The organism is Gillisia marina, from assembly GCF_000258765.1.
Taxonomy (GTDB): domain Bacteria; phylum Bacteroidota; class Bacteroidia; order Flavobacteriales; family Flavobacteriaceae; genus Gillisia; species Gillisia marina.
On sequence record NZ_AJLT01000054.1, the window covers coordinates 13,341 to 35,481 of the forward strand.

A 22,141-nucleotide genomic window follows, 5' to 3' on the forward strand; every position below is an offset into this window, starting at 1 on the left:
TAAAATGCGAATACTGCAAGAATCATAGGGCCTACCATTAGATGAAAGAATTACGACACCTCAATAAATATTTCTTTAAATATAAATGGCATATGCTGCTTGGGCTATTAATAACTATAGCTGCAAGAATTTTCACATTGTATCCCGTTCAGTTTATTGGAAATTCTACAACGGTTATAGAAAGCTATATAAGAGGAGAAATAACCGATCCCGCAGAGTTGAGAGAAGAATTATTTTATAACATTCTTCTTATTATTGGAGCCAATTTAGTTGCCGCAGCTTTAACATTTGTAATGCGCCAAACCTTTATTGTGGCTTCCAGACATATGGAATACGATCTAAAAAATGAGATCTATCAACAATACCAACGCCTTTCTTTAAACTTTTATAAAAAGAACCGTACCGGGGATTTAATGAATAGGATTAGCGAAGATGTTTCTAAAGTGAGAATGTATCTTGGGCCTGCAATAATGTACAGTATTACTACGCTTACCTTATTTGTGGTGGTAATATGGTATATGGTTAATACAGCTCCGCTATTAACTCTTTATACCTTGGCTCCACTTCCATTTCTATCTTTTGCAATTTACAAACTAAGTGTAGCCATTCACAATAGAAGCACGATAGTTCAGCAGTATTTATCAAAACTAAACACTTTTACCCAAGAAACATTTAGCGGAATTTCTGTTATTAAATCTTACGGATTAGAGCCTCAAACCAATCAAAATTTTGAAGTGCTTTCCAATGGGAGCAAAGAAAAAAATCTTAATCTGGTAAAAGTACAGGCTTTCTTCTTCCCATTAATGGTTCTTTTAATTGGAGTAAGTAACACTGTAGTTATATACATTGGAGGAAAACAAGTAATAAGTGGTGAGATTGAAAATATTGGGATTATTGTAGAGTTTCTTTTATATGTAAACATGCTTACGTGGCCGGTGGCCATTGTAGGTTGGGTTACTTCTATAGTCCAACAAGCGGAAGCTTCTCAAAAACGTATTAACGAATTTTTAAAACAAGAGCCTCAAATAAAAAATCATCAGGAAAAATCTGTAGAAATTCAAGGGAATATTGAATTTAAAAACGTGACTTTCACTTATGAAGACACCAATATCACCGCTCTTAAAAACATTTCCTTCAAAGTAAATAGAGGGGAAACTTTAGCGATTATAGGAAAAACAGGTTCCGGAAAGTCCACAATTTTAGAGCTTATTGGAAGATTATACGATGTAAACCAGGGAACTATTCTCGTAGATGGGGAAAATATTCAGGAACACAATCTTTTCAATTTAAGGGATAGTATTGGATATGTGCCACAGGACGCCTTCCTATTTAGTGATTCCATTCGCAATAATATTATGTTTGGAAACACCAATGCTACTGAAGAAGAAGTGGTTGAAGCAGCTAAAAACGCTTCAGTTCATAAAAATATTCAAGGCTTCAGTAAAGGCTATGATACCGTTCTTGGCGAAAGAGGAATAACCCTTTCCGGAGGTCAAAAACAACGAGTTTCCATAGCAAGAGCAATAATTCATGATCCTCAGATATTACTTTTTGACGATAGTCTTTCCGCAGTAGATACAGAGACCGAGGAAGAAATTCTTCAGAATTTATTTAAAATCTCAGCAACCAAGACCACAATTATTGTGAGTCATAGGATTTCGTCAGTGAAAAATGCCGACAGGATAATCATTCTAGAAAACGGGGCTGTTGTTCAGGAAGGGAACCATCAAAAATTAATTCAAGAGGATGGTTATTACAAAGAGCTTTACGCAAAGCAGCTAAGTGAAAAAGAAATGTGAAAATTTGTTGCGAAATGTTAATTTTTTTTAGATTTTTGGTCTTAGTTAAATAAAACAAAAAGATTTATTTTATGAATGAAAATGGAATGATGGAGAAAGATGAAATATTCTCTAAAGTATTAAGAGCTGGAAGACGTACGTACTTCTTTGATGTAAGAGCTACTAAAGCGGATGATTACTATCTTACTATTACCGAGAGTAAAAAATTTACCAATGCAGATGGTTCTTTTCATTACAAAAAACACAAAATCTACTTGTACAAGGAAGATTTTGACGGTTTTGCTGAAATCCTAAATGAAATGACTAATTACATAGTTGAAGAAAAGGGACAGGAAGTAATAAGCGATAAACATCAGAAAGACTTTAAAAAAGAATATCAGGAAGATAATGTAGCAACAGATGCTGCACCCTCACCAGATAAGTTTACAGATATTAGCTTTGACGATATTTAAAGTTAAAAAAAAATCTGCGAACTAGTTAGGCTAAAAATCGAGCGAAGCGTGAATATATAAGACAGCTCTCGAAAATTACACCTTTAAAAAGGGATTATACGGAAACCGCCTCAAGAAATTGAGGCGGTTTTTATATATTAGAGCCTCAAATTATTAGTTTTATGAAATATCTGTATTTAACGCTTATCCTTATTTTTTCTTTCAATGTAAGCGCGCAAGAAAATTTAGACCTCTCCTACTATCTTCCCCAAGACATTTCTTATAATCCGGAAATATCTACGCCACAAGAAGTTCTTGGGTATATCCCGGGAGAATGGCACGTAACCCATGATTTGTTAGTTGCTTATATGCGAACTTTGGCTTCGGAATCTCCTAGAATTACACTAGAAAACAGAGGAACTACTTTTGAAAGTAGACCGCTACTCCTACTTGTTATTACTTCCGAAGAGAATCAGAAAAATATAGAACCTATTCGCAAGAATCATATAAGTTTAACTGAAGCCGATAGTGAGAATCTAAAAACCGAAGAGATGCCAATTGTGGTTTATCAAGGATTTTCTATTCACGGAAACGAACCAAGTGGCTCTAATGCAGCTTTGTTAGCAGCTTATTATTTAGCCGCAGGACAAGGCGAAAAGATTGATCAGCTTCTTGACAATACTGTGATTTTATTTGACCCTTCGTTAAACCCGGATGGATTACAGCGTTTTGCATATTGGGCGAATACGAATAAAAGCAAAAATTTAAATCCAGATCCACAAGATAGAGAGTTTAGTGAAGTTTGGCCGGGCGGAAGAACCAATCATTATTGGTTCGATATGAACCGGGATTGGTTACCAGTACAATTACCAGAATCTAGAGCTAGAATAACCACTTTTCATAAGTGGCAACCAAACATTCTTACAGATCATCATGAAATGGGATCTAATTCCTCATTTTTCTTTCAGCCGGGAATTCCTTCCAGAACCCATCCGCTTACACCGCAAATGAATCAAGATCTTACCCGAGAAATAGGAACTTATCATGCAAAAGCATTGGATAAGATTGGCTCCTTATATTATACTCAAGAAGACTATGATGATTTTTATTACGGAAAAGGCTCGACTTTCCCTGATATCAATGGAAGTATCGGGATTCTTTTTGAACAAGGAAGCTCTAGAGGCCATGTGCAAGAAACAGATAATGGTTTACTAACGTTTCCCTTCACTATAAGAAATCAGTTTACCGCCGCGCTATCTACTTTGGAAGCTGCAGGCAGTATGAGAAGTAAGATTTTGGACTATCAACGTTCATTCTATAAGAATTCCAGAAATACCATGGGGAAAGATGCTTATGTATTTGGAAGCGAAAAAGACAAAAACAAGGCTTATCATTTAGCCGAAATCTTAAAACGTCAGCAAGTCGAAGTTTATGAGATCAAAGAAGATTTTGAACTTAATGGCAAAAAATTTAAACAAGGTGCGGGATATATAGTTCCTAAAAATCAACGGCAACATCGAGTTGTTGAAGCAATGTTCGAGAAAAGAACCTCTTTTACAGATAGCTTGTTCTACGATATTTCGGCTTGGTCCTTTCCTTTAGCATTCGATCTTGAATTTAATAATAGTGTACCGTTTAAATACGTAGGTGAGAAGATAGATAGCCTTCAAAAACCAGCTATAAATACAATTAATAAGAGCGATTATGCTTATTTAATGGAATGGCATGATTACAATGCTCCAAAAGCACTCAATCTTATCTTAGAAAAAGGTCTTAGGGCTCAGGTTGGAATGAAAAGTTTTGAAGCAGACAATAAAAAATATGATTATGGAACAATTTTAATTTCTGTACAAAATCAGAAATTAGATGCTACGGAAATTTTTAATTTCTTGACAGAAGTATCCGAAAAAGCCAATGTTTCAATCACTGGAGTTACTACCGGACTAACAAAAGGCATCAATTTAGGAAGTAATTATTTTAGATCCTTAGAACCTCAAAAAGTAGCCATCATTGTAGGTGATGGAATCACGCCCTACGATGCAGGAGAGATCTGGCATTTATTCGATCAGCGTTATGATATGAATATTACAAAGTTGGACACCAGAAACTTCGGAAGAGCAGATCTCAGCAAATACACCGATATTATTTTACCAAATAGCTGGGGAACTGCTTTAGAAAAAAAAGGACGCAGATAAGCTAAAAGATTGGGTTAAAGATGGAGGTACTTTGATAGGTTATAAAAATGCTGCAAAGTGGTTTAACACCAACGAATTTATGAAACTGGAATTTTTAGAGAACAAAGTGAAAGCTAAAAACGTAAGTTTTGAAGAGCGCAATGACTTTAGAGGAGCACAGGGAATTGGGGGAGCTATTTTTGAAGCTACCCAAGATAGATCTCATCCCGTGAATTTTGGGTATACAGATAATAAGATTGCTTTATTTAGAGATACTACAATTTTTGTAAAAGCAGATTCCACAAGCTACAATAACCCTATAAAATATACTGAAAAACCTCTTTTAAGCGGTTACATTAGCAAACCAAATTTAGATTTATTAGCAAATACAGTTCCTTTTAGACATGTTGGGATGGGTCGCGGTAATGTGATTCTATTTACCGACAATACAAATTTTAGAGGTTTTTGGTATGGAACCAATAAATTGTTGATGAATGCTATTTTCTTTGGTGATGAAATGTAATTAAGCTATTTTTAATATTCACTTCCCTACGATAATATAAAATCATCATGAAAACAGTTTCCATTTTTACACTTATCGTAGGATTATTTTTAACGATTTCTTGTTCTAAAGAAAATGTAACCGAGAAAGATCTAATTAACAGTTGGCATTTAATTGAAGTTTTAAACGATCCCGGTGATGCTAGTGGAATCTTCCAAAAAGTAGAAAGTGATGCTATTATTCAATTTTTTGATGACAATACTGTAAGTTATTCTAATTCTTTTTGCAGCGGAGAAAATGCTAGTAATAGCGCGACCTACTCTACTGTTGACAATAAAATTTACCCTGATTGTAATTTGGGCTTATCATTTAGTTATAAAATTCAAGATAATCGATTAATTATATATTACAACTGCATAGAAGGCTGTGCAGAAAAATTTGAGTTGATAAAGTAATTACCCTATTCTTAACCCATTCTCGACCTTAAAATCGGGGTTTAAAAGAACAATATCGTTTTTAGAACCAACCGCACCTAGAACCAAACATTCACTCATAAAGTTTGCAATTTGTTTCTTGGGAAAGTTTACAACCGCAACGATTTGCTTCTGTAATAAATCTTCTTTGGTATATCGCTTGGTTATTTGTGCAGAAGATTTTCTAACACCTAGCCCATTACCAAAGTCTATCTCCATGATATAAGCAGGTTTATTGGCTTTTGGAAAGTCCACCACTTTAATTATTGTTCCCACTCGCATTTCCACTTTTTCAAAATCATTCCAGCTTATCTCCATGTATTCTCTGTTTATTCTTAAATTGAAGTCCTTATCTAATATGGCAACCAATTGCAATTAGAATAAAGATATTAAATTTGTTAGCATCCTAAAATTCAAAACTTCAAACTATGTCCTTAACACCCTCCAATATGCTTGCTTTAGGAACCAAAGCTCCAGACTTTGTACTCCCGGATGCCATAACTTCAAATAGGTATAGTTTATCAGATCTTAAAGGAGAAAAAGGAACTGTGATCATGTTTTTAAGTAATCACTGCCCTTTTGTAAAGCATGTAAATGATGAAATTGTAAGAGTAGCTAATGATTATAGGGTAACAGGTTTTAGTTTTATAGCTATTATGAGTAACGATATAGAAGCATATCCAGATGATCATCCAGACCTTATGTGGAAGGCCGCTAGAAAATATCATTATCCTTTCCCATATTTATATGATCAAACTCAGGAAGTAGCTAAGGATTATGATGCTGCGTGTACTCCGGATTTCTATTTATTCGATTCAGAATTAAAACTGATTTATAGAGGCCAATTGGATAACTCGCGACCGGGAAATGGAATTCCAGTGAACGGACGAGATCTAAGAGAAGCTTTAGATTCCGTATTAAATAATCGTAATGTTCCCGAACCGCAAAAGCCGAGTGTAGGTTGTAATATCAAGTGGAAAAAATAACTTGACCATCACTATATTTTAGCATTTCCACCTCCTTTTTTAGTAATGTTTTAACCAAGATCAGGGGCTTATTTTCTTAAATTAAAGCCGCTAATTTTAAAAGACTTTAGTTATGAAAACACTTAAATTGGGAGATGTAGCACCAAATTTTGTTGCAGAAACTACTGAAGGTAGAATTAATTTTTATGATTATTTAGGAGATCACTGGGGAGTTTTGTTTTCTCACCCAAAAGATTTTACACCAGTTTGCACAACCGAGCTAGCCACTATGGCAAAATGCAAAGATGATTTTGAAAAGCGCAATGTAAAAGTCTTAGCCTTGAGTGTAGATGATATTGACACCCACAAAAAATGGATGGAAGATATTGTTGAAACTCAACATACAAAACTCAACTTTCCTCTAATTGCTGATGGAAACAGAAAAATTGCATATCTATATGATATGATTCATCCAAATTCTGATGATACAGCAACTGCACGCTCTGTGTATGTAATTGCTCCAGATAAGAAAATTAAATTAATGATTACCTATCCTGCGAGTACAGGAAGGAATTTTGATGAAATTTTTAGGGTGATAGATTCGCTACAACTTACCGAGTATCACAAAGTAGCAACACCTGCTAATTGGAAAAATGGTGAAGAGGTAGTAATAGACCCTAATCTTTCTGATGAAGAAGCAAAAAAAATGTTCCCTAAAGGCTTTAAAAAAGTGAAGCCTTATATGAGATTCACTTCTCAGCCTAATTAAAACTTAGATGAATGAAAAAGCCTCAACAAATTAATTGCTGAGGCTTTTTTATATAATTCTTGGCAAGATTTACTTAACTGCCACCAACTCTACATCAAAAATCAAAGTTGCATTTGGAGGAATTGTTCCTCCTGCTCCACGTTCTCCGTAAGCTAAATGAGAAGGAATCACAAATCTTGCTTGGTCTCCAACACTCAATAACTGAATACCTTCATCCCAACCTTGGATTACTTGACCTTTACCCAATTTAAAATCTATTGGTTGATTACGGGTATATGAAGAATCGAAAACACTACCATCCGGTAACATTCCTTTATAATGAACTGAAACGGTCTTGCCCTTTTGAGCTTGAACACCATCTCCTTTTTGTTCAATTTTATATCGAAGTCCGCTAGCCGTTTTTTCAAATCCCTGAGACATTTCTCCCATTAATTCTTCTTGTTTCTTTTTTGCGGCTGCTTCTCTTTCAGCTTTGGCACCATTAAAAGAGCGAAATTCTTCAACTCCATTAAACTTTTCAGCTTCAGCACCTTGTCTAATAATTTCAACTTTATCAAGTTTATCACCTTGAGCTATAGCATCTACCACATCTTGCCCTTCAACTACACTTCCAAAAACGGTATGTTTCCCGTCCAACCAAGGAGTTGCAATATGAGTAATAAAAAACTGACTTCCATTTGTTCCAGGCCCAGCGTTTGCCATAGAAAGTTTTCCGGGAGCATCGTGAGTTAATTCTGGATGAATTTCATCTTCGAAGTTGTAACCAGGCCCACCGGTTCCATTTCCTTTTGGGTCTCCACCTTGAATCATAAAATCCGGAATCACTCTATGGAATTTCAATCCGTCATAGTAAGGTTTCCCTTGCGGAATCGCTTTATTCTCTAAATTACCTTCTGCCAGTCCTACAAAGTTCCCAACAGTTCCAGGTGTTTTTTCATTTTCCAATTTCACCAAAATCTCACCTTTAGAAGTATGAAACTTGGCATATAATCCGTCTTGCATAATGCTAGTTTTTAATTAGTGGCGCAAAGATAACAATTTGAAAAAGTAACCGGGATAGGCTTGGGGAGATTTTAGGATTTAAAATGAATAAATTCTGAAATTTTCAGGTTTCAAGTTTCAGCTTTCAAGTTTCGAATTCCGAATTCCGAATTCCGAATTCCGAATTTTGAATTTTGAATTTTGAATTAATTAGCTACTTCGCTGATGAATTTAATTCGATATAAACGCAATTCTTCATCGTCGTAATCTCCATCGAACTCTTCTATAGCTTCTTCTATTTTATCTGATTCTGCTTCCAAGAAATATTCATGGATCTCTTCTTGCTGCTCATCGTCTAGAATATCATTAAGCCAATAATCGATATTAAGCTTAGTACCACTATAAACAATAGCTTCCATCTCCTTAATAAACTCGTGCATTTCCATTCCTTTTGCAGAAGCAATGTCTGTTAAAGGTAATTTTCTGTCGACATTCTGAATAATATAGAGTTTAAGACCACTGTTAGCACCCGTAGATTTTACCACAAAATCATCCGGCCTAATAATATCATTCTCTTCTACATAATTGCTGATTACCTCAACGAATTCCTTACCAAATTTTTTAGCTTTACCCTCTCCTACACCATGAATATTACTTAATTCATCTATAGAAATCGGATATTTTAAAGCCATATCCTGAATAGAAGGGTCTTGAAAAACTACAAATGGAGGGACATTCTGCTTTTTGGCTACTTTTTTACGAAGCTCTTTTAAAATTTTGACCAATTGTATATCAGCATCTGCATTACCTCCTTTCGGCGTGTTAGAATCATCTTGATCGAAGTCATAAATATGATCTTCGGTCATCATAAAGGAACTTGGATTTTTAATAAAATCTTTACCTTTTTCTGTAATCCTTACAACACCATAGGTTTCAATATCCTTTTTCAGCATTCCGGCAACCAAAACTTGGCGCACAAGTGCCGTCCAGTATTGAGAATCTTGGCCTTTTCCTTTACCAAAAAGAGGATGTTCATTTGTTTTGTGAGATAGAATCAAAGCATTCGATTTTCCTATCAATGTATTTACAACTTCCTTTGCTTTATATATTTGATTAGTTTCCATTACTGTTTTCAGTAAAAGAGCAACCTCATCTTTGGCTTCATGTTTCTTCTTAGGATTTTGCACATTGTCATCCATCGATGCTCCATCCCCTATTTTTTCATCGAAATGCTCCCCAAAATAATGAAGTAGAAATTTACGACGAGACATGGAAGTTTCGGCATATCCAACTACTTCCTGAAGCAATGCATGGCCAATTTCCTGTTCTGCAACAGGTTTACCACTCATGAATTTTTCCAGTTTTTCTATATCCTTATAAGCGTAATATGCCAAGCAATGACCTTCACCACCATCTCTACCTGCACGGCCGGTTTCTTGATAATAACTCTCTAAACTTTTTGGAATATCATTATGAATTACAAATCTTACATCTGGTTTGTCTATCCCCATCCCAAAAGCAATAGTTGCCACTACGACATCTATATCTTCCATAATGAACATGTCCTGATGTTTAATTCGAGTTTTAGCGTCCAAGCCAGCATGATAAGGAACTGCTTTAATTCCGTTCACCTGAAGTACTTGCGCTAATTCCTCAACCCTTTTTCTACTTAAACAATAGATAATTCCAGACTTCCCCTCATTCTGCTTAACAAAACGAATAATGTCTGAATCTACATTTTTTGTCTTTGGCCTTATCTCATAATACAAATTAGGACGATTAAAGCTGGCTTTAAACGTCTTAGCATCTGTGATGCCAAGGTTTTTAAGAATATCTTCTTGCACTTTTGGAGTAGCAGTTGCGGTAAGTCCAATAATTGGAATGTTATCCCCAATACGTTTTATAATATGTTTTAGATTTCGATATTCCGGTCTAAAATCATGCCCCCACTCACTAATACAATGAGCTTCATCTACCGCCATAAAAGAAATTTCAACCCCACGTAAAAATTCAACATTTTCCTCTTTTGTTAAAGATTCGGGGGCAACATATAGCAGTTTGGTGATACCATTGGTTATATCCTCCTTCACCTGCTTGATCTCCGACTTATTTAAGGAAGAGTTTAGTACATGCGCGATCCCATGTTCAGAAGAAATCCCGCGAATTGCATCCACTTGATTTTTCATTAAGGCGATTAAAGGTGAAACCACGATTGCGGTTCCTTCTTCTATTAAAGCAGGGAGTTGATAACAAAGTGATTTCCCACCCCCAGTAGGCATTATAACGAAAGTATTGTGTTTGTTAACGATACTTTTAATTACTTGTTCCTGAAGACCTTTGAATTGACTGAATCCAAAGTACTTTTTAAGTTGTTGGTGTAAATCGATTTCGGTAGAGCTCATTAAATCGTGTTACAATTTTATTTACATTTGCATTAATAAAGATACATATTTCTTTAGGATTCACAATTCATAATTCTACAAATTTGAAACTAGAAGAGAAAATCCTTTCTGTTGCCAAAGACACCATTTCCATTGAAGCAAAAGCAATTGCAAACCTCGAAAATCTGATAGACAAGGATTTCTCTGATGCTGTTGAATGTATCTATAACTCGAAAGGTAGGGTAATTATTACAGGAATAGGTAAAAGTGCAATTATCGCAAATAAAATAGTTGCAACCCTTAACTCTACGGGTACTCCGGCCGTATTCATGCATGCAGCAGATGCCATTCATGGGGATTTGGGAACTATCTTAACAGATGATGTCGTTATTTGTATCTCAAAAAGCGGAAATACGCCAGAAATTAAAGTACTGGTTCCTCTGATTAAAAATTTCAACAATAAGCTTATTGCAATTACAGGAAATAAAGATTCTTTTTTAGGCCAGCAATCTGATTTTGTCTTAAATGCGTATATAGAAATGGAAGCTTGTCCAAATAATTTGGCACCTACCACTAGTACCACTGCACAATTGGTATTAGGAGATGCTTTAGCAGTTTGTTTATTAAAATTAAGAGGATTTACGAGTAAAGATTTTGCAAAATATCATCCAGGTGGGGCTTTAGGAAAGAAGCTATATTTACGTGTTAGCGATATCACTGCTCAAAATCAATTACCGCAAGTAACACCTCAAACCAATGTTAGAGATGTAATTATCGAGATTTCCGAAAAAATGCTTGGAGCAACAGCCGTGATAGAAGATGAAAAGGTTATTGGGATTGTTACTGACGGTGACATTCGTAGGATGCTTAGAAATAATGATGCTTTTATACATCTTACAGCTTTAGATATCATGAGCAAAAACCCAAAAACGGTTGCTCAAGATATGATGGCCGTGGAGGCACTGGCAATATTAGAAAAAAATAAAATCTCTCAACTTATTGCCGTTGAAGATGGAAAATATGCCGGAATTGTGCATATTCACAACTTAATACGAGAAGGAATTATATAATGGGAAAAGTTAGCAAGCCGGAAGAAGAAATGTCTTTTCTGGATCATTTGGAAGATTTAAGATGGCATTTAATACGATCTACTTTAGCCGTCCTAATCGCTGCAACATTAGCCTTTATAGCTAAAGGTTTCATATTTGATGTGCTTCTTTTTGGACCTAGCCAAACCGATTTCTGGACTTACGACATTCTTTGTAAGATTACAACATGGTTTGGCGTAGATGGTGGATTTTGTAATAATGTTATGCCATTTGGAATCCAGAGTAGAACGATGGGCGGGCAATTCTCTGCTCATATTTGGGTAGCAATCACCGCAGGATTTGTAATTGCGTTTCCTTATGTAATTTATGAATTCTGGAAATTTGTTGCTCCCGCCATGAAAGATAACGAACGAAAAAATGCCAGAGGTTTTATATTTATCTCATCGCTTTTATTCTTTACAGGAGTACTTTTTGGATATTATGTTATTACTCCGTTATCAATCAACTTTTTAGGAAAATATCAAGTAAGTGAAGTTGTTTTAAATGAATTCGACTTAGATAGTTATATAAGCCTCGTAAGAGCTTCAGTTATTGCCAGTGGTCTAATATTTGAGCTACCGATTGTGATTTTCTTTTTAACCAAGGTTGGAGTACTTACGCCAGACTTCTTAAGAAAATATAGAAAATATGCATTGATTGGAGTTCTAGTGCTTTCAGCAATTATAACTCCGCCAGATATTGTGAGTCAGATAATAGTAGCAATACCGGTTTTAATTTTATATGAAATAAGTATAGTTATTTCCAAAATAGTGTACAAGAGACTTTTAAGAGAAGAACAAGAGAATAAAAATAAATTAGCTAGAAAATAATAGAATGACAAATCAAGTTGAAGAGTTCAATGCATATAGAGAGCGCATGAACGATAGGATCTTAGGAGATAATAATAAGATCATAAAACGAATATTTAATCTGGACACCAATGCATTTGCGCCTGGAGCTCTGGACGTGAAGACCAAAGAATTATTAGGCCTAGTTGCCTCTACCGTTTTAAGGTGTGATGACTGTGTGAAATACCATTTGGAAACATCCTATAAAGTTGGATTAAGCAAGGAAGAAGTTATGGAAGCTTTAAGTATCGCGACTTTAGTTGGAGGAACCATTGTTATCCCACATTTAAGAAGAGCTTATGAGTATTGGGATGAGTTGGAAACTGTTTCAGATAAAGCCTAATCTTTATTTCCTTTACCTCCCGATATAAAAAATAACCTAGTTAAGAATTAATCCCATGAAGTTAAAAGCCGAAAGTTTAGTAAAATCGTATAAAGGCCGAAAAGTGGTGAAAGGGATTACTGTGGAGGTAAATCAAGGGGAAATTGTGGGTTTATTAGGCCCAAATGGTGCCGGGAAGACCACTTCTTTTTATATGATCGTAGGCTTGATAAAACCAAACGGAGGAAGCATATATCTGGATAATGAAAACATCACTAAGTTCCCTATGTATAAACGAGCTCAATATGGAATTGGTTATTTAGCCCAGGAAGCTTCGGTATTCAGAAAACTAAGTATTGAGGATAATATTATGAGTGTTTTAGAACTCACAAAATTATCCAAGAAAGAGCGGCATTTAAAGATGGAATCTTTAATTGAAGAATTCGGACTTGGACACATCAGAAAAAGTAGAGGAGATTTATTGAGTGGTGGTGAGCGCAGGAGAACAGAAATTGCTCGTGCTTTAGCAACAGATCCTAATTTTATTCTTTTAGATGAGCCATTCGCCGGAGTAGATCCCGTTGCTGTAGAAGATATTCAACGAATTGTAGCACAGTTAAAAAATAAAAATATAGGAATTCTTATTACAGACCATAATGTACAGGAAACCTTAGCTATTACAGATAGAACCTATCTTATGTTTGAAGGAAACATCCTTAAACATGGAATGCCCGAGGAATTGGCTGAAGACGAAATGGTTAGAAAAGTATATCTCGGTCAGAATTTTGAACTTAGAAAGAAGAAAATATTTGACTAGAAGTTCTTAAGCTAGTTTTGTCTTTTTAGCTTCACTTTTATTTGAAATTATCGATAGCAACACATAACTAGCTATAATAAGCGGGATAGCGATAAACTGAAAAATGATTATCATTATCAAACAAAAGGCTATAAAAAAATATCTCAACTTATTTTTATTGAACGACCAATCGGAAAACTTTAAAGCAAATAAGGGAATTTCTGCGTTTAAGATATAACAACTAAAAATTGTAAGTCCTACCAAAAACCATTCATTTAAAATTAGTGAAACGGCAATTGGATGTGGTTGATATACCAAAATTAGAGGCAAACTCAAGATCAACATAGCATTAGCGGGAGTTGGTAGTCCAATAAAAGAATCTGTTTGCCGATCGTCCACATTAAATTTTGCTAATCTATATCCCGAAGCTAAAACAATAAACAAACCTAGAACTGCTAAAAATGGAATATTCCATTCCAACCAAGTACTGGCAGCATCGGCACTCCAACTATCTGCTGTTGGATCCTTAGTTCCGGGGAGTGCCCGCAAGAATAACTGATACATTACAATCCCTGGTACTAATCCGCTGGTAATCATATCTGCCAAAGAATCCAACTGTAAACCAACTTCGCTTTTAACATTAAGTGCTCTAGCAGCCAAACCATCAAAAAAGTCAAAAAAGATTCCTAATCCTACAAACAAAGCAGCCATAATTAGGTTGCCTTGAACTGCAAATATTGCGGCTAATGTTCCGCATAACATATTTAAACCGGTAATTATATTAGGAATGTGTCTTTTTAAGGCCATGTTTATTTTTCTTTCAGGGTTCTAAAGTAATTATTTGAAATTAAAAGATTCTAAAATTAACGCAATTATAGATAACTATTCCAAATCATTAAAAATAGCTATTCAAATTAATCAAGATTTTCACTAATCGGCAGTGCAATATAAAAGTCTTTCCTATTTTTGAATAGATTTGAATTTTATGAAAAACCTTTTTTTTGCAATCCTATCCGGATTACTGCTTGCCTTCGCATGGCCCACATATGGTCTTCCTCTTTTATTATTTTTTGGTTTTATACCGCTATTATATGTTGAATACAAACTAAGAACAGCTGGTGTTAAATTTTTAAAATTGAAGGTATTAGGATATAGCTATTTATCTTTCTTTTTGTGGAATCTTATTACGACCTATTGGCTATATTTTTCGACTCCATTTGGGGGAGCATTTGCCATTCTAGTGAATTCCCTTTTAATGGCCTTGGTGTTCTTACTCTACCACATAGTTGCCAAAAGAACAAACTTCAAGGCTTCCTCTGCTTTTCTGATCTGTTTGTGGATAGTTTTTGAAAAATTGCATTTAAACTGGGATTTTTCCTGGCCTTGGTTAAATCTAGGAAATGGATTTTCAAATTATATAAACTGGGTTCAGTGGTACGAATACACAGGGACTTTCGGTGGAACTTTATGGATATGGGTAGTAAATATGGCTGTTTTTAAATTCATATTACTCTATAGGGAACACCGGGCAAAAGAGATTTTGGTTCGAAGTATTGTAAAAATCAGTTTAATAATTTTTCTTCCTATTACTATTTCCTATATAATTTTAGCTAATTATACTGAAGGCAACAAAAAAAATAGAAGCGGTAATTCTTCAACCAAATATAAATCCTTACACAGAAAAATATAATACTACCGATACTAGAATTGGAGAATTACTATTGAAGCTAAGCGATTCTTTAGTTACAAAAAATACTGATTTATTGGTAGCTCCGGAAACTGTGTTTGCAGATGGAACAGCATTGCCACAATTTCAACGTTCAGAAGCTATTTACTTTGGTAATCAACTAATAAGCAACCATCCAAATTTAAATTTCTTAAGCGGAATTTCCATGTTTGATAGGTTTAAAGATCCTGTGAAAGCGGGAAAACAAAGTAATTATATTGGACCAAACGATTGGTACAACGACTATAATTCTGCTTTCTTTCTGAATTCCGATAGCAAGCCCGAATTATATCATAAATCGAAATTAGTTGTCGGAGTCGAAAACTTTCCATATCAAAACATTCTGAAACCATTGCTTGGAAATATTATGATTGATCTTGGTGGAACCGTTGCAATGAAAACCACGCAAGAAGACAGAGAGGTTTTCAGATTGAATAACTCAGAAGCTACAGCTCCAATTATTTGTTATGAATCTGTTTACGGTGAATATGTAACAGGATATGTAAAGAACGGGGCTAATTTTCTTACAATCATTACAAATGATGCTTGGTGGGATAATACGCAAGGCCATAAACAGCATTTGAGTTATGCAAGCTTGCGAGCGGTAGAAACAAGAAAATCTGTAGTTAGAAGTGCTAATACAGGAATTTCAGCATTTATAGATGAAACAGGACAGGTTACTAAAAGTTTGGGTTATGAGAAACAGGGAAGCATAAAAAGTAAAATCACTGTGAATAATAAGCAAACCTTCTATGTAAAGCACGGAGATTACATTGCAAGGATTGCTCAGTTTCTCGCTTTATTCTTATTCTTATTTTGTATCATAAAATATAAGCGGAGTCGATAATTAATCTAGATAGTCATGCTGAACTTATTTCAGCATCTTAACACTGAAATAATGAAGAACTCCAAAAGAGACCATGAAACAAGTTAAGGGTGACGATAACTTGAAAAATTCTATGATTGTCAAGTTGAGCCTGTCGAAATGTGTGATTTTAACTACTGCCCTCTAAAGAAAAGAATGGTGCTAAACGTTTTAATAAGAATATTAAGGTCTAAAAACAAACCTCGATGTTTGATGTAATAAAGGTCATATTGCAACTTCTCTAAACTATCTATATAACTAGAACCATAATTAGCTTTAACTTGCGCCCAGCCTGTAAGACCTGGCTTCACAATATGTCTGGTCTTATAAAAAGGTAACTTCTCAGACAATTCTTTAACAAATACTGGTCTCTCTGGTCTGGGCCCAATAATACTCATATCTCCCACTAAAATATTATAAAATTGAGGAATCTCATCTAATCTGGTCCTCCTAAGGAACTTTCCGAAAGATGTGATCCTATAGTCATTTTTCTCTGCCCATTGCGGCCCATTAATTTCAGCATCTTCCAGCATAGTTCTAAATTTTACTATTCTAAAATTCTTGGCATTCTTACCGACTCGCGCTTGTGTGTAAAACAAACTTCCTCTATTAGAAAAAAAATTAATTATAAAAACTACAGGGGTCAGCAATATGCAAAATAGCAATCCTATCACTGAAAATAAGACATCGAAAAAACGAAGTGAAAAAAGATAAAATTTATTATGATTACTCCGGCTAAAAAGAAAGAACTTATAGAAATCTTTACCAATGTGTTGTACTGGAACACGATATGTTAAATTCTCATACACCTGTGTATAATCTTTAATAGGAAAACCTTGAATTAATAAACTATTCAGATCTTTTAATAGAGACGCAGTAACCTCCTTAGATTTTACTTTAGAACTGGCAACCACTATTTCATTAATATGCTGATCATCAACAATATGTTTTAAATTTGTGGCTTCAAACTTTTGCAGTTTTTCATAATCGAAGTCGCCGTCTTTTTTACCTGTATTAATATAGCCTGCAATCACATAATTAGGATCTGATTTTTGCAATGCCTCCACCATTAATCTAAGTTCCGAAACATCTCCAATTAGTAATGCTTTTTTGTAAAATCTCGGAGAGGAAATTAGAGTAATATAGGCATACCTCCAAAGCAACAATGCGCTCACCATAGATAAAAAGAAGAATAGAATTTGCAGTCTGTTTTCCGGTAGACTAGGAGAATAAAAAGGCGTAAGCATGAAGAAAAGTACAGTAACAGATACGGTTAAAATAACATTTTTTAAAACAATTTCGAACCTACTTGCTTTTTGAAGATCATATAATTCAAATATAGTCGAAAAAAAGTACTAGATAACCTATCAAAATTACTGTCCAACCCCAATAATCTGGAGTTATCCTAAAATAATCAAATCTAAATATCACACTAACAATACTTAATGTAAAGAGTACACAGAAAATATCCATTAATCGCAACAAAACTTTTCGTTCTGAAATATCAAAATGAATTATAGATTTCTGAGCCATATTCTATAGGGGAAGGTTAGGTTCGTGTTGAATTGAATCTAAATATAAAAATTTTCAGGCTAGTAATTCATTCCAATCGTTTTTAATATTATCCCAATCGAAATTCAGTACTTTTTTTCTGTGCTCTTATAACAATTTGCCTAGTTTGATCTGGATTTTGAAGTATCCAATCTACCCAAGTAGCAATTTGTTCCGGAGCTTGTTTATCTATAAGAATTCCATCTATCCAATGCTCAATTAAATAAGGCATTCCCCCTACGTTGGTCGTAATCACGGGTAATCCAAGAGCCATTGCTTCTATAACACTAAGTGGGCTATTATCTATATTCGAAGTGTTTAAAAATATATCGAAATTCGATGCGAGATAAGTCCAATCCTTTTTTTTGAGCTTTCCAGTGAAGACTACAGGAAGGTCCTTACTTTTGGCATATTTCTTACAAGTTTCCAGGCTACCATCTTTATCGGGTCCAACCATACATAATTCCGCAGATGGATATTTTATTAAAATTATTTCCAATGCCTTGATTGCCATCAACGGGTTGTAGATTTCATTAAAAGCCCTAACCCAAAGCAGTTTCGGCTCAAATTGATTTCGCTTTTTGAAAGTATAGTTTTTAATAAAAATCGGATTGGGAATATGATCGACCTTATGATAGCCCAAGTTGATCACTTCATTTTTATAGTATTGCGAAGGTGAAACTATATGATATGCGTTCTCTAATAATTTAGTGGTTGCATACGTAGAATTTTCAAAGCGATTCTTAAGATCTCCTCCGTGTAAAATAGGGATGTATTTCTTGTTGAAAAGTCTTGAAAACCTAGCTATAATTATAGCATACCAAAAATTTTGAGTGCTATACACATCGATTAAAACAATTTTAAATTTGCTGAAGTTTATAAGAAATGTAAAGATCATATCTGCCAATCTCAGATATTTGTTTTTCATTCCAGAAGCAGAATATACATGTACACCTTCAGACTGTAATCCCTTTACGAGCGATTTATGGGAAGTTGGATTGGCTTTGGGGTCTGAAAGTTTATTACCTATATATAAAATAGATTGAGCCATTAATTAAGCAATTCATTCCAATTATTCTTAATCTTCTCCCAATCGAAATTGGATACTTTCTCAAGTGCGCTTAAAGTCATTCGAGCAGTTCTCTCCTGATCTTCTAGCAGCGATTTAACTGCCAACACCATAGAGCTTTCATCTTTCCATGGAACTAAAATTCCATCTTCGTTGTGAGTGATTAAATCTTTCATTCCTCCAACATCAGTAGATACAATTGCTAATCCAAGTGCCATTGCTTCAATTACACTTATTGGGGTGTTATCGATATTGGTAGAATTAAGGAAAATATCGTATTCTTCAGACACCTTAGCCCATTCTTTTTTCTTCAGTTTCCCTGTGAAGATCACGTTTAAACCATTCTTTTCAGCATAGGCTTGACATTTTTGAAGTGAGCCATCTTTTTCTGGCCCAATCATACAAAGTTCTGCTAAAGGATAGTCTTTTTTAAGTTGCTCTAAAACCTTAATAGCCATCATAGGATTATATCTTCCCTGAAAACGTCTTACCCAAAGCATTTTTGGAGCAAAAATTTTACGTTCTTTAAAAGGAAATTTACTCAATTCGATTGCGTTGGGTATAATTTTCAAATTATTGAATCCCGCACTATTAAATATTCTAAAAAGAAATTCTGACGGTGCTACATTCATTTTTGCTTTTCCAAATAAGGAGTTACTAAGCTCTGTAGACTCTTCTAATCTTGTAGGTAAATTACCCCCATGAAGAATAGGTATATAATCCAACTTATAGAACTGGCAAGCTTTAGCTACGAGATATGCATAATAGAAGTTTAGAGCCCCGTAAGTGTCTATTAGCACTATATCTGTAGATTTATGATGCTTTACAATCATCCCGAGCATTTCTACCAATCGCAGTGCTTTATTATTTTTGTTGGAAGCAGTCCTCACAGTATATCCTTCCTTCTTTAGCACTTTACTAAAAAAGGAGATATAGGTAGCAGTAAAGCTATTAATGGCTAAGTCGTTTCCTATGTACAGGAGCTTTTTTCTCATCAACGATATATAATAAAGCCAACCCATAAACAAAGGCCGGCAGGGCAATTCTCATAGCAGAATGGTTTATAGTTAAAAACCAGAATGCCATAAATGCTAAAAAGTAATAATTGTTTTTAAACTTAGTCCAAAATATTATCGGGACAAATATAAGAATAAGTAAGGCAATCATTCCAAACATTCCATGTTCCGATAATAAGCGACTTATTTCATTGTGAGAAGCAGTTTCTACACCCGCTTCTTCAGATCGAATTTCTTTAGCTTTTCCAACACCCACACCTAAAACTGGATTATTAATAAATCCAAACAATTCTGTTTCAACTAATTCAGCCCTGCCAGTTGTTATATCATCTTCCAATTTTCCAGCTGAATCTCTATTCGTATATCTATAAGTAATTAGTCCTTCCGTACTTAGTGCAGTATAGCTCCATAGCGATACAACACTTATTATTAAAATAAAAAATTTGTTGAGCAGTTTTACTTTTTCGAATCTATTTCTCTTATAGTAAAATATAATCACAAAACATAAAACACAAAATAAAGCAGTTATAACTCCTCCTCTAGAAAAGGTAACTATAGCCCTAAAAATCATCATTAACATTAATATTAGGTCAACTATATTTACCAACTTATTTTTAACTACGAATAATCTTGTGCAAAGCAAAAATGCCCCCAAACCCATAACTGTTGAAATTTGATTAGGACCGTATCCACCAGAGGCTACATAATTAGAATTAGTTCCACTTCTCAATGCTTCACCAATCGTAGGAGTGAAAATAAAAAGGTAAGCCATATTTGCTATCAATGGTAATAATAGCATAATAATTATGGTTTGAAATTGATTTTTAGAAATCTTTTTATAATAACAATATAATGCTGATACACCCAAACAAACTGGACCGCTTAAGTTAAAGGCAATAGCTTTCCTAAAAACGACGTCGTAATCTAAGGTTATGGAAGCCATCACTATACCCGGGATTAAGATTAAAAGATAGATCCAAAATGGAATTGATTTAGCGGAAGTTCCTTTATAGAACATTCCTATAAGAAGAAATAGAATTACACTGTATTTACCAGTTTCATAGAAAACCATGGCACCATTCATTCTATAGAAGACTTCTGCTCCAGCAATATATGCCGCAGCCATTAGGGCTTCATTGTTCTTATTTTCATTTAGTATTATATAGAAAATGAAGAAAAACATGGTTCCAAGTAATAGAAATGAGGCAGATGGCCTATATGCATAGACCAAGTATCCCATAAAAATATGAGCAACTAATATCTGCAGGTAACCAATGTTTGTAAAACTTTTTATAGCTTAATTAATTAGTTATTAGGATTGTATTATAGAACGAAATTAATTTTGAAACTACTGCACTTGGCGAATAATTTTCATTGATATCATTATGGAATTTCAATGCATCAGTTTTTGCTAATTCTATATTAGAGTAGTAAGTATTAAATGCTTTAGATAATGAGATGGGATCTTCTTTATTTACGACAATTCCATTATTTTTAATTACATTTTTACACTCCCCTACATCTGTAGAAACTACATAGAGACCTGCTGAACCATACTCCAGAAGTGCCACTGGCAAACCTTCTGACCGAGAAGAAATCACTCCTAAATTAGCCTGTTTAAGCACTAGGCTCACATTTGTACGAGACCCATAGTAAAACATCTTATTTGTAAATTCTGAATTCTCCAACTCTTTCAGTATTTTTTTAGAATAGCTGGAGTCTATATCATTTCCTATAATGTGCAAACTAACATTCTTATTTATAGCAAATTCATTAAAAGCTTTTATAAGATTAGAGTAATCTTTTTCTGGTCTTAAATTCGCAACACATATTATTTTAAATGCATCTCTGTCCCCCTTTAAAATTAAATCTCCTATAGCTGTGGAAGAATTATTCAAAACAAAATTTGGTAAATCAATAATATGTTTACAATTCAAATTCTCTTCTGCCCAATTACTCAAAGTTATATTAACAGATATAATACCATCAAAAAAGCGAGAAAGAAATTTTAGAATATTAAGTTCAAATAAATTCATTTTCTCACTTGCACCGTTATGTATATGCCAAACAAGCTTAAAATTTGGCCATACCATTTTAACTAAGCACGCAATGAAATAAGAACCCCCATGCGCTTGTACTATATCTATATTATTCTTTTTTATAAAATTCTTTAATTTAAAGATGGCATTTTTATCTAAACTGCTCTTTTTATTTAAAAACAAATAATTAATCCTTCTATCTAATTCTTCTTTTAATGAGCCCTCTAAACGGGTACTGCACAAATACGAACCATCCACTCTTTTTGCCAAAGCATTTGCATAGGAAACCGACATTTTTTCTGCCCCTCCTAATCTTAAAGAATCTATTAATTGGAGAACTTTCATC

Annotated in this window: 20 protein-coding genes and 1 pseudogene; 12 read left to right on the plus strand and 9 right to left on the minus strand. The window is 34.3% G+C overall.

Annotated elements, in window-relative coordinates:
- The first annotated feature begins 41 nt into the window (after positions 1-41).
- From ON07_RS12125 to ON07_RS12140, 4 genes and pseudogenes are all read left to right on the plus strand, one after another.
- Positions 42-1,799 carry an ABC transporter ATP-binding protein gene (locus ON07_RS12125; RefSeq protein WP_010231858.1) on the plus strand — a complete coding sequence of 586 codons (1,758 nt, stop codon included), beginning with the start codon at positions 42-44 and terminating at the stop codon, positions 1,797-1,799.
- Positions 1,800-1,870: 71 nt separating this feature from the next.
- On the plus strand, positions 1,871-2,251 hold the full coding sequence (locus tag ON07_RS12130; protein ID WP_010231860.1) for a PUR family DNA/RNA-binding protein: 381 nt from the start codon (positions 1,871-1,873) through the stop codon (positions 2,249-2,251).
- A 161-nt stretch (positions 2,252-2,412) separates the two neighbouring features.
- Positions 2,413-4,927 (plus strand): annotated as a pseudogene (locus tag ON07_RS15450) (M14 family zinc carboxypeptidase).
- Between the two features lie 47 nt (positions 4,928-4,974).
- The gene (locus tag ON07_RS12140; RefSeq protein WP_010231863.1) at positions 4,975-5,361 is read left to right on the plus strand and encodes a hypothetical protein; all 387 of its coding nucleotides are present in this window, start codon (positions 4,975-4,977) and stop codon (positions 5,359-5,361) included.
- On the opposite strand, the gene ON07_RS12145 is transcribed toward ON07_RS12140, so the two are convergent.
- Positions 5,362-5,697 (minus strand): tRNA-binding protein, encoded by a 336-nt coding sequence (locus ON07_RS12145; RefSeq protein ID WP_029331919.1) that lies wholly within the window; start codon positions 5,695-5,697, stop codon positions 5,362-5,364.
- A gap of 110 nt (positions 5,698-5,807) precedes the next feature.
- Here ON07_RS12145 and ON07_RS12150 point away from each other — a divergent pair, with 110 nt between their 5' ends.
- Entirely contained in the window at positions 5,808-6,365 is a 558-nt protein-coding gene (locus tag ON07_RS12150) for a thioredoxin family protein (RefSeq protein WP_010231869.1), read from the plus strand.
- Positions 6,366-6,477: 112 nt separating this feature from the next.
- On the plus strand, positions 6,478-7,113 hold the full coding sequence (locus tag ON07_RS12155; RefSeq protein WP_010231871.1) for a peroxiredoxin: 636 nt from the start codon (positions 6,478-6,480) through the stop codon (positions 7,111-7,113).
- A gap of 69 nt (positions 7,114-7,182) precedes the next feature.
- Here the strand turns inward: ON07_RS12155 and ON07_RS12160 are convergent, their stop codons facing one another.
- Positions 7,183-8,115, minus strand: a complete 933-nt coding sequence (locus tag ON07_RS12160; RefSeq protein ID WP_010231874.1) for a peptidylprolyl isomerase — start codon at positions 8,113-8,115, stop codon at positions 7,183-7,185.
- Between the two features lie 185 nt (positions 8,116-8,300).
- On the minus strand, positions 8,301-10,496 hold the full coding sequence (locus ON07_RS12165; RefSeq protein ID WP_010231876.1) for an ATP-dependent DNA helicase RecQ: 2,196 nt from the start codon (positions 10,494-10,496) through the stop codon (positions 8,301-8,303).
- 83 nt (positions 10,497-10,579) lie between these two features.
- Between ON07_RS12165 and ON07_RS12170 the strand changes: the two genes are divergently transcribed.
- From ON07_RS12170 to lptB, 4 genes are read left to right on the plus strand one after another with little or no spacing between them, the layout of a single operon-like run.
- Positions 10,580-11,545: a KpsF/GutQ family sugar-phosphate isomerase gene (locus ON07_RS12170; protein WP_010231878.1), complete on the plus strand. Its 966-nt coding sequence runs from the start codon at positions 10,580-10,582 to the stop codon at positions 11,543-11,545.
- Positions 11,545-12,393: a twin-arginine translocase subunit TatC gene (gene tatC / locus ON07_RS12175; RefSeq protein WP_010231880.1), complete on the plus strand. Its 849-nt coding sequence runs from the start codon at positions 11,545-11,547 to the stop codon at positions 12,391-12,393. The genes ON07_RS12170 and tatC overlap by 1 nt, the downstream gene beginning before the upstream one ends.
- Before the next feature lie 4 nt (positions 12,394-12,397).
- On the plus strand, positions 12,398-12,754 hold the full coding sequence (locus ON07_RS12180; protein ID WP_010231882.1) for a carboxymuconolactone decarboxylase family protein: 357 nt from the start codon (positions 12,398-12,400) through the stop codon (positions 12,752-12,754).
- Positions 12,755-12,809: 55 nt separating this feature from the next.
- Positions 12,810-13,550: an LPS export ABC transporter ATP-binding protein gene (gene lptB, locus ON07_RS12185; protein WP_010231884.1), complete on the plus strand. Its 741-nt coding sequence runs from the start codon at positions 12,810-12,812 to the stop codon at positions 13,548-13,550.
- Positions 13,551-13,556: 6 nt separating this feature from the next.
- Here the strand turns inward: lptB and ON07_RS12190 are convergent, their stop codons facing one another.
- On the minus strand, positions 13,557-14,336 hold the full coding sequence (locus ON07_RS12190; protein WP_010231887.1) for a CDP-alcohol phosphatidyltransferase family protein: 780 nt from the start codon (positions 14,334-14,336) through the stop codon (positions 13,557-13,559).
- 178 nt (positions 14,337-14,514) lie between these two features.
- Between ON07_RS12190 and ON07_RS17970 the strand changes: the two genes are divergently transcribed.
- Positions 14,515-15,219 (plus strand): hypothetical protein, encoded by a 705-nt coding sequence (locus ON07_RS17970; RefSeq protein ID WP_394330134.1) that lies wholly within the window; start codon positions 14,515-14,517, stop codon positions 15,217-15,219.
- On the plus strand, positions 15,194-16,102 hold the full coding sequence (gene lnt / locus ON07_RS17975; protein WP_394330137.1) for an apolipoprotein N-acyltransferase: 909 nt from the start codon (positions 15,194-15,196) through the stop codon (positions 16,100-16,102). Before ON07_RS17970 ends, lnt begins: the two co-directional genes overlap by 26 nt.
- A gap of 152 nt (positions 16,103-16,254) precedes the next feature.
- On the opposite strand, the gene ON07_RS15460 is transcribed toward lnt, so the two are convergent.
- From ON07_RS15460 to ON07_RS12220, 5 genes are all read right to left on the minus strand, one after another.
- Positions 16,255-17,460, minus strand: coding sequence for an exopolysaccharide biosynthesis polyprenyl glycosylphosphotransferase (locus ON07_RS15460; RefSeq protein WP_316928153.1), 1,206 nt, complete (start codon positions 17,458-17,460; stop codon positions 16,255-16,257).
- Between the two features lie 281 nt (positions 17,461-17,741).
- On the minus strand, positions 17,742-18,722 hold the full coding sequence (locus ON07_RS12205) for a glycosyltransferase family 4 protein (RefSeq protein WP_010231892.1): 981 nt from the start codon (positions 18,720-18,722) through the stop codon (positions 17,742-17,744).
- A complete protein-coding gene (locus tag ON07_RS12210) occupies positions 18,722-19,735 on the minus strand; it encodes a glycosyltransferase family 4 protein (protein ID WP_010231894.1) in 1,014 nt (337 codons plus the stop codon). The genes ON07_RS12205 and ON07_RS12210 overlap by 1 nt, the downstream gene beginning before the upstream one ends.
- Positions 19,692-20,996: an O-antigen ligase family protein gene (locus ON07_RS12215; protein WP_081483400.1), complete on the minus strand. Its 1,305-nt coding sequence runs from the start codon at positions 20,994-20,996 to the stop codon at positions 19,692-19,694. The genes ON07_RS12210 and ON07_RS12215 overlap by 44 nt, the downstream gene beginning before the upstream one ends.
- A 61-nt stretch (positions 20,997-21,057) precedes the next feature.
- Positions 21,058-22,140 (minus strand): glycosyltransferase, encoded by a 1,083-nt coding sequence (locus ON07_RS12220; RefSeq protein WP_010231899.1) that lies wholly within the window; start codon positions 22,138-22,140, stop codon positions 21,058-21,060.
- Position 22,141 lies beyond the last annotated feature (1 nt).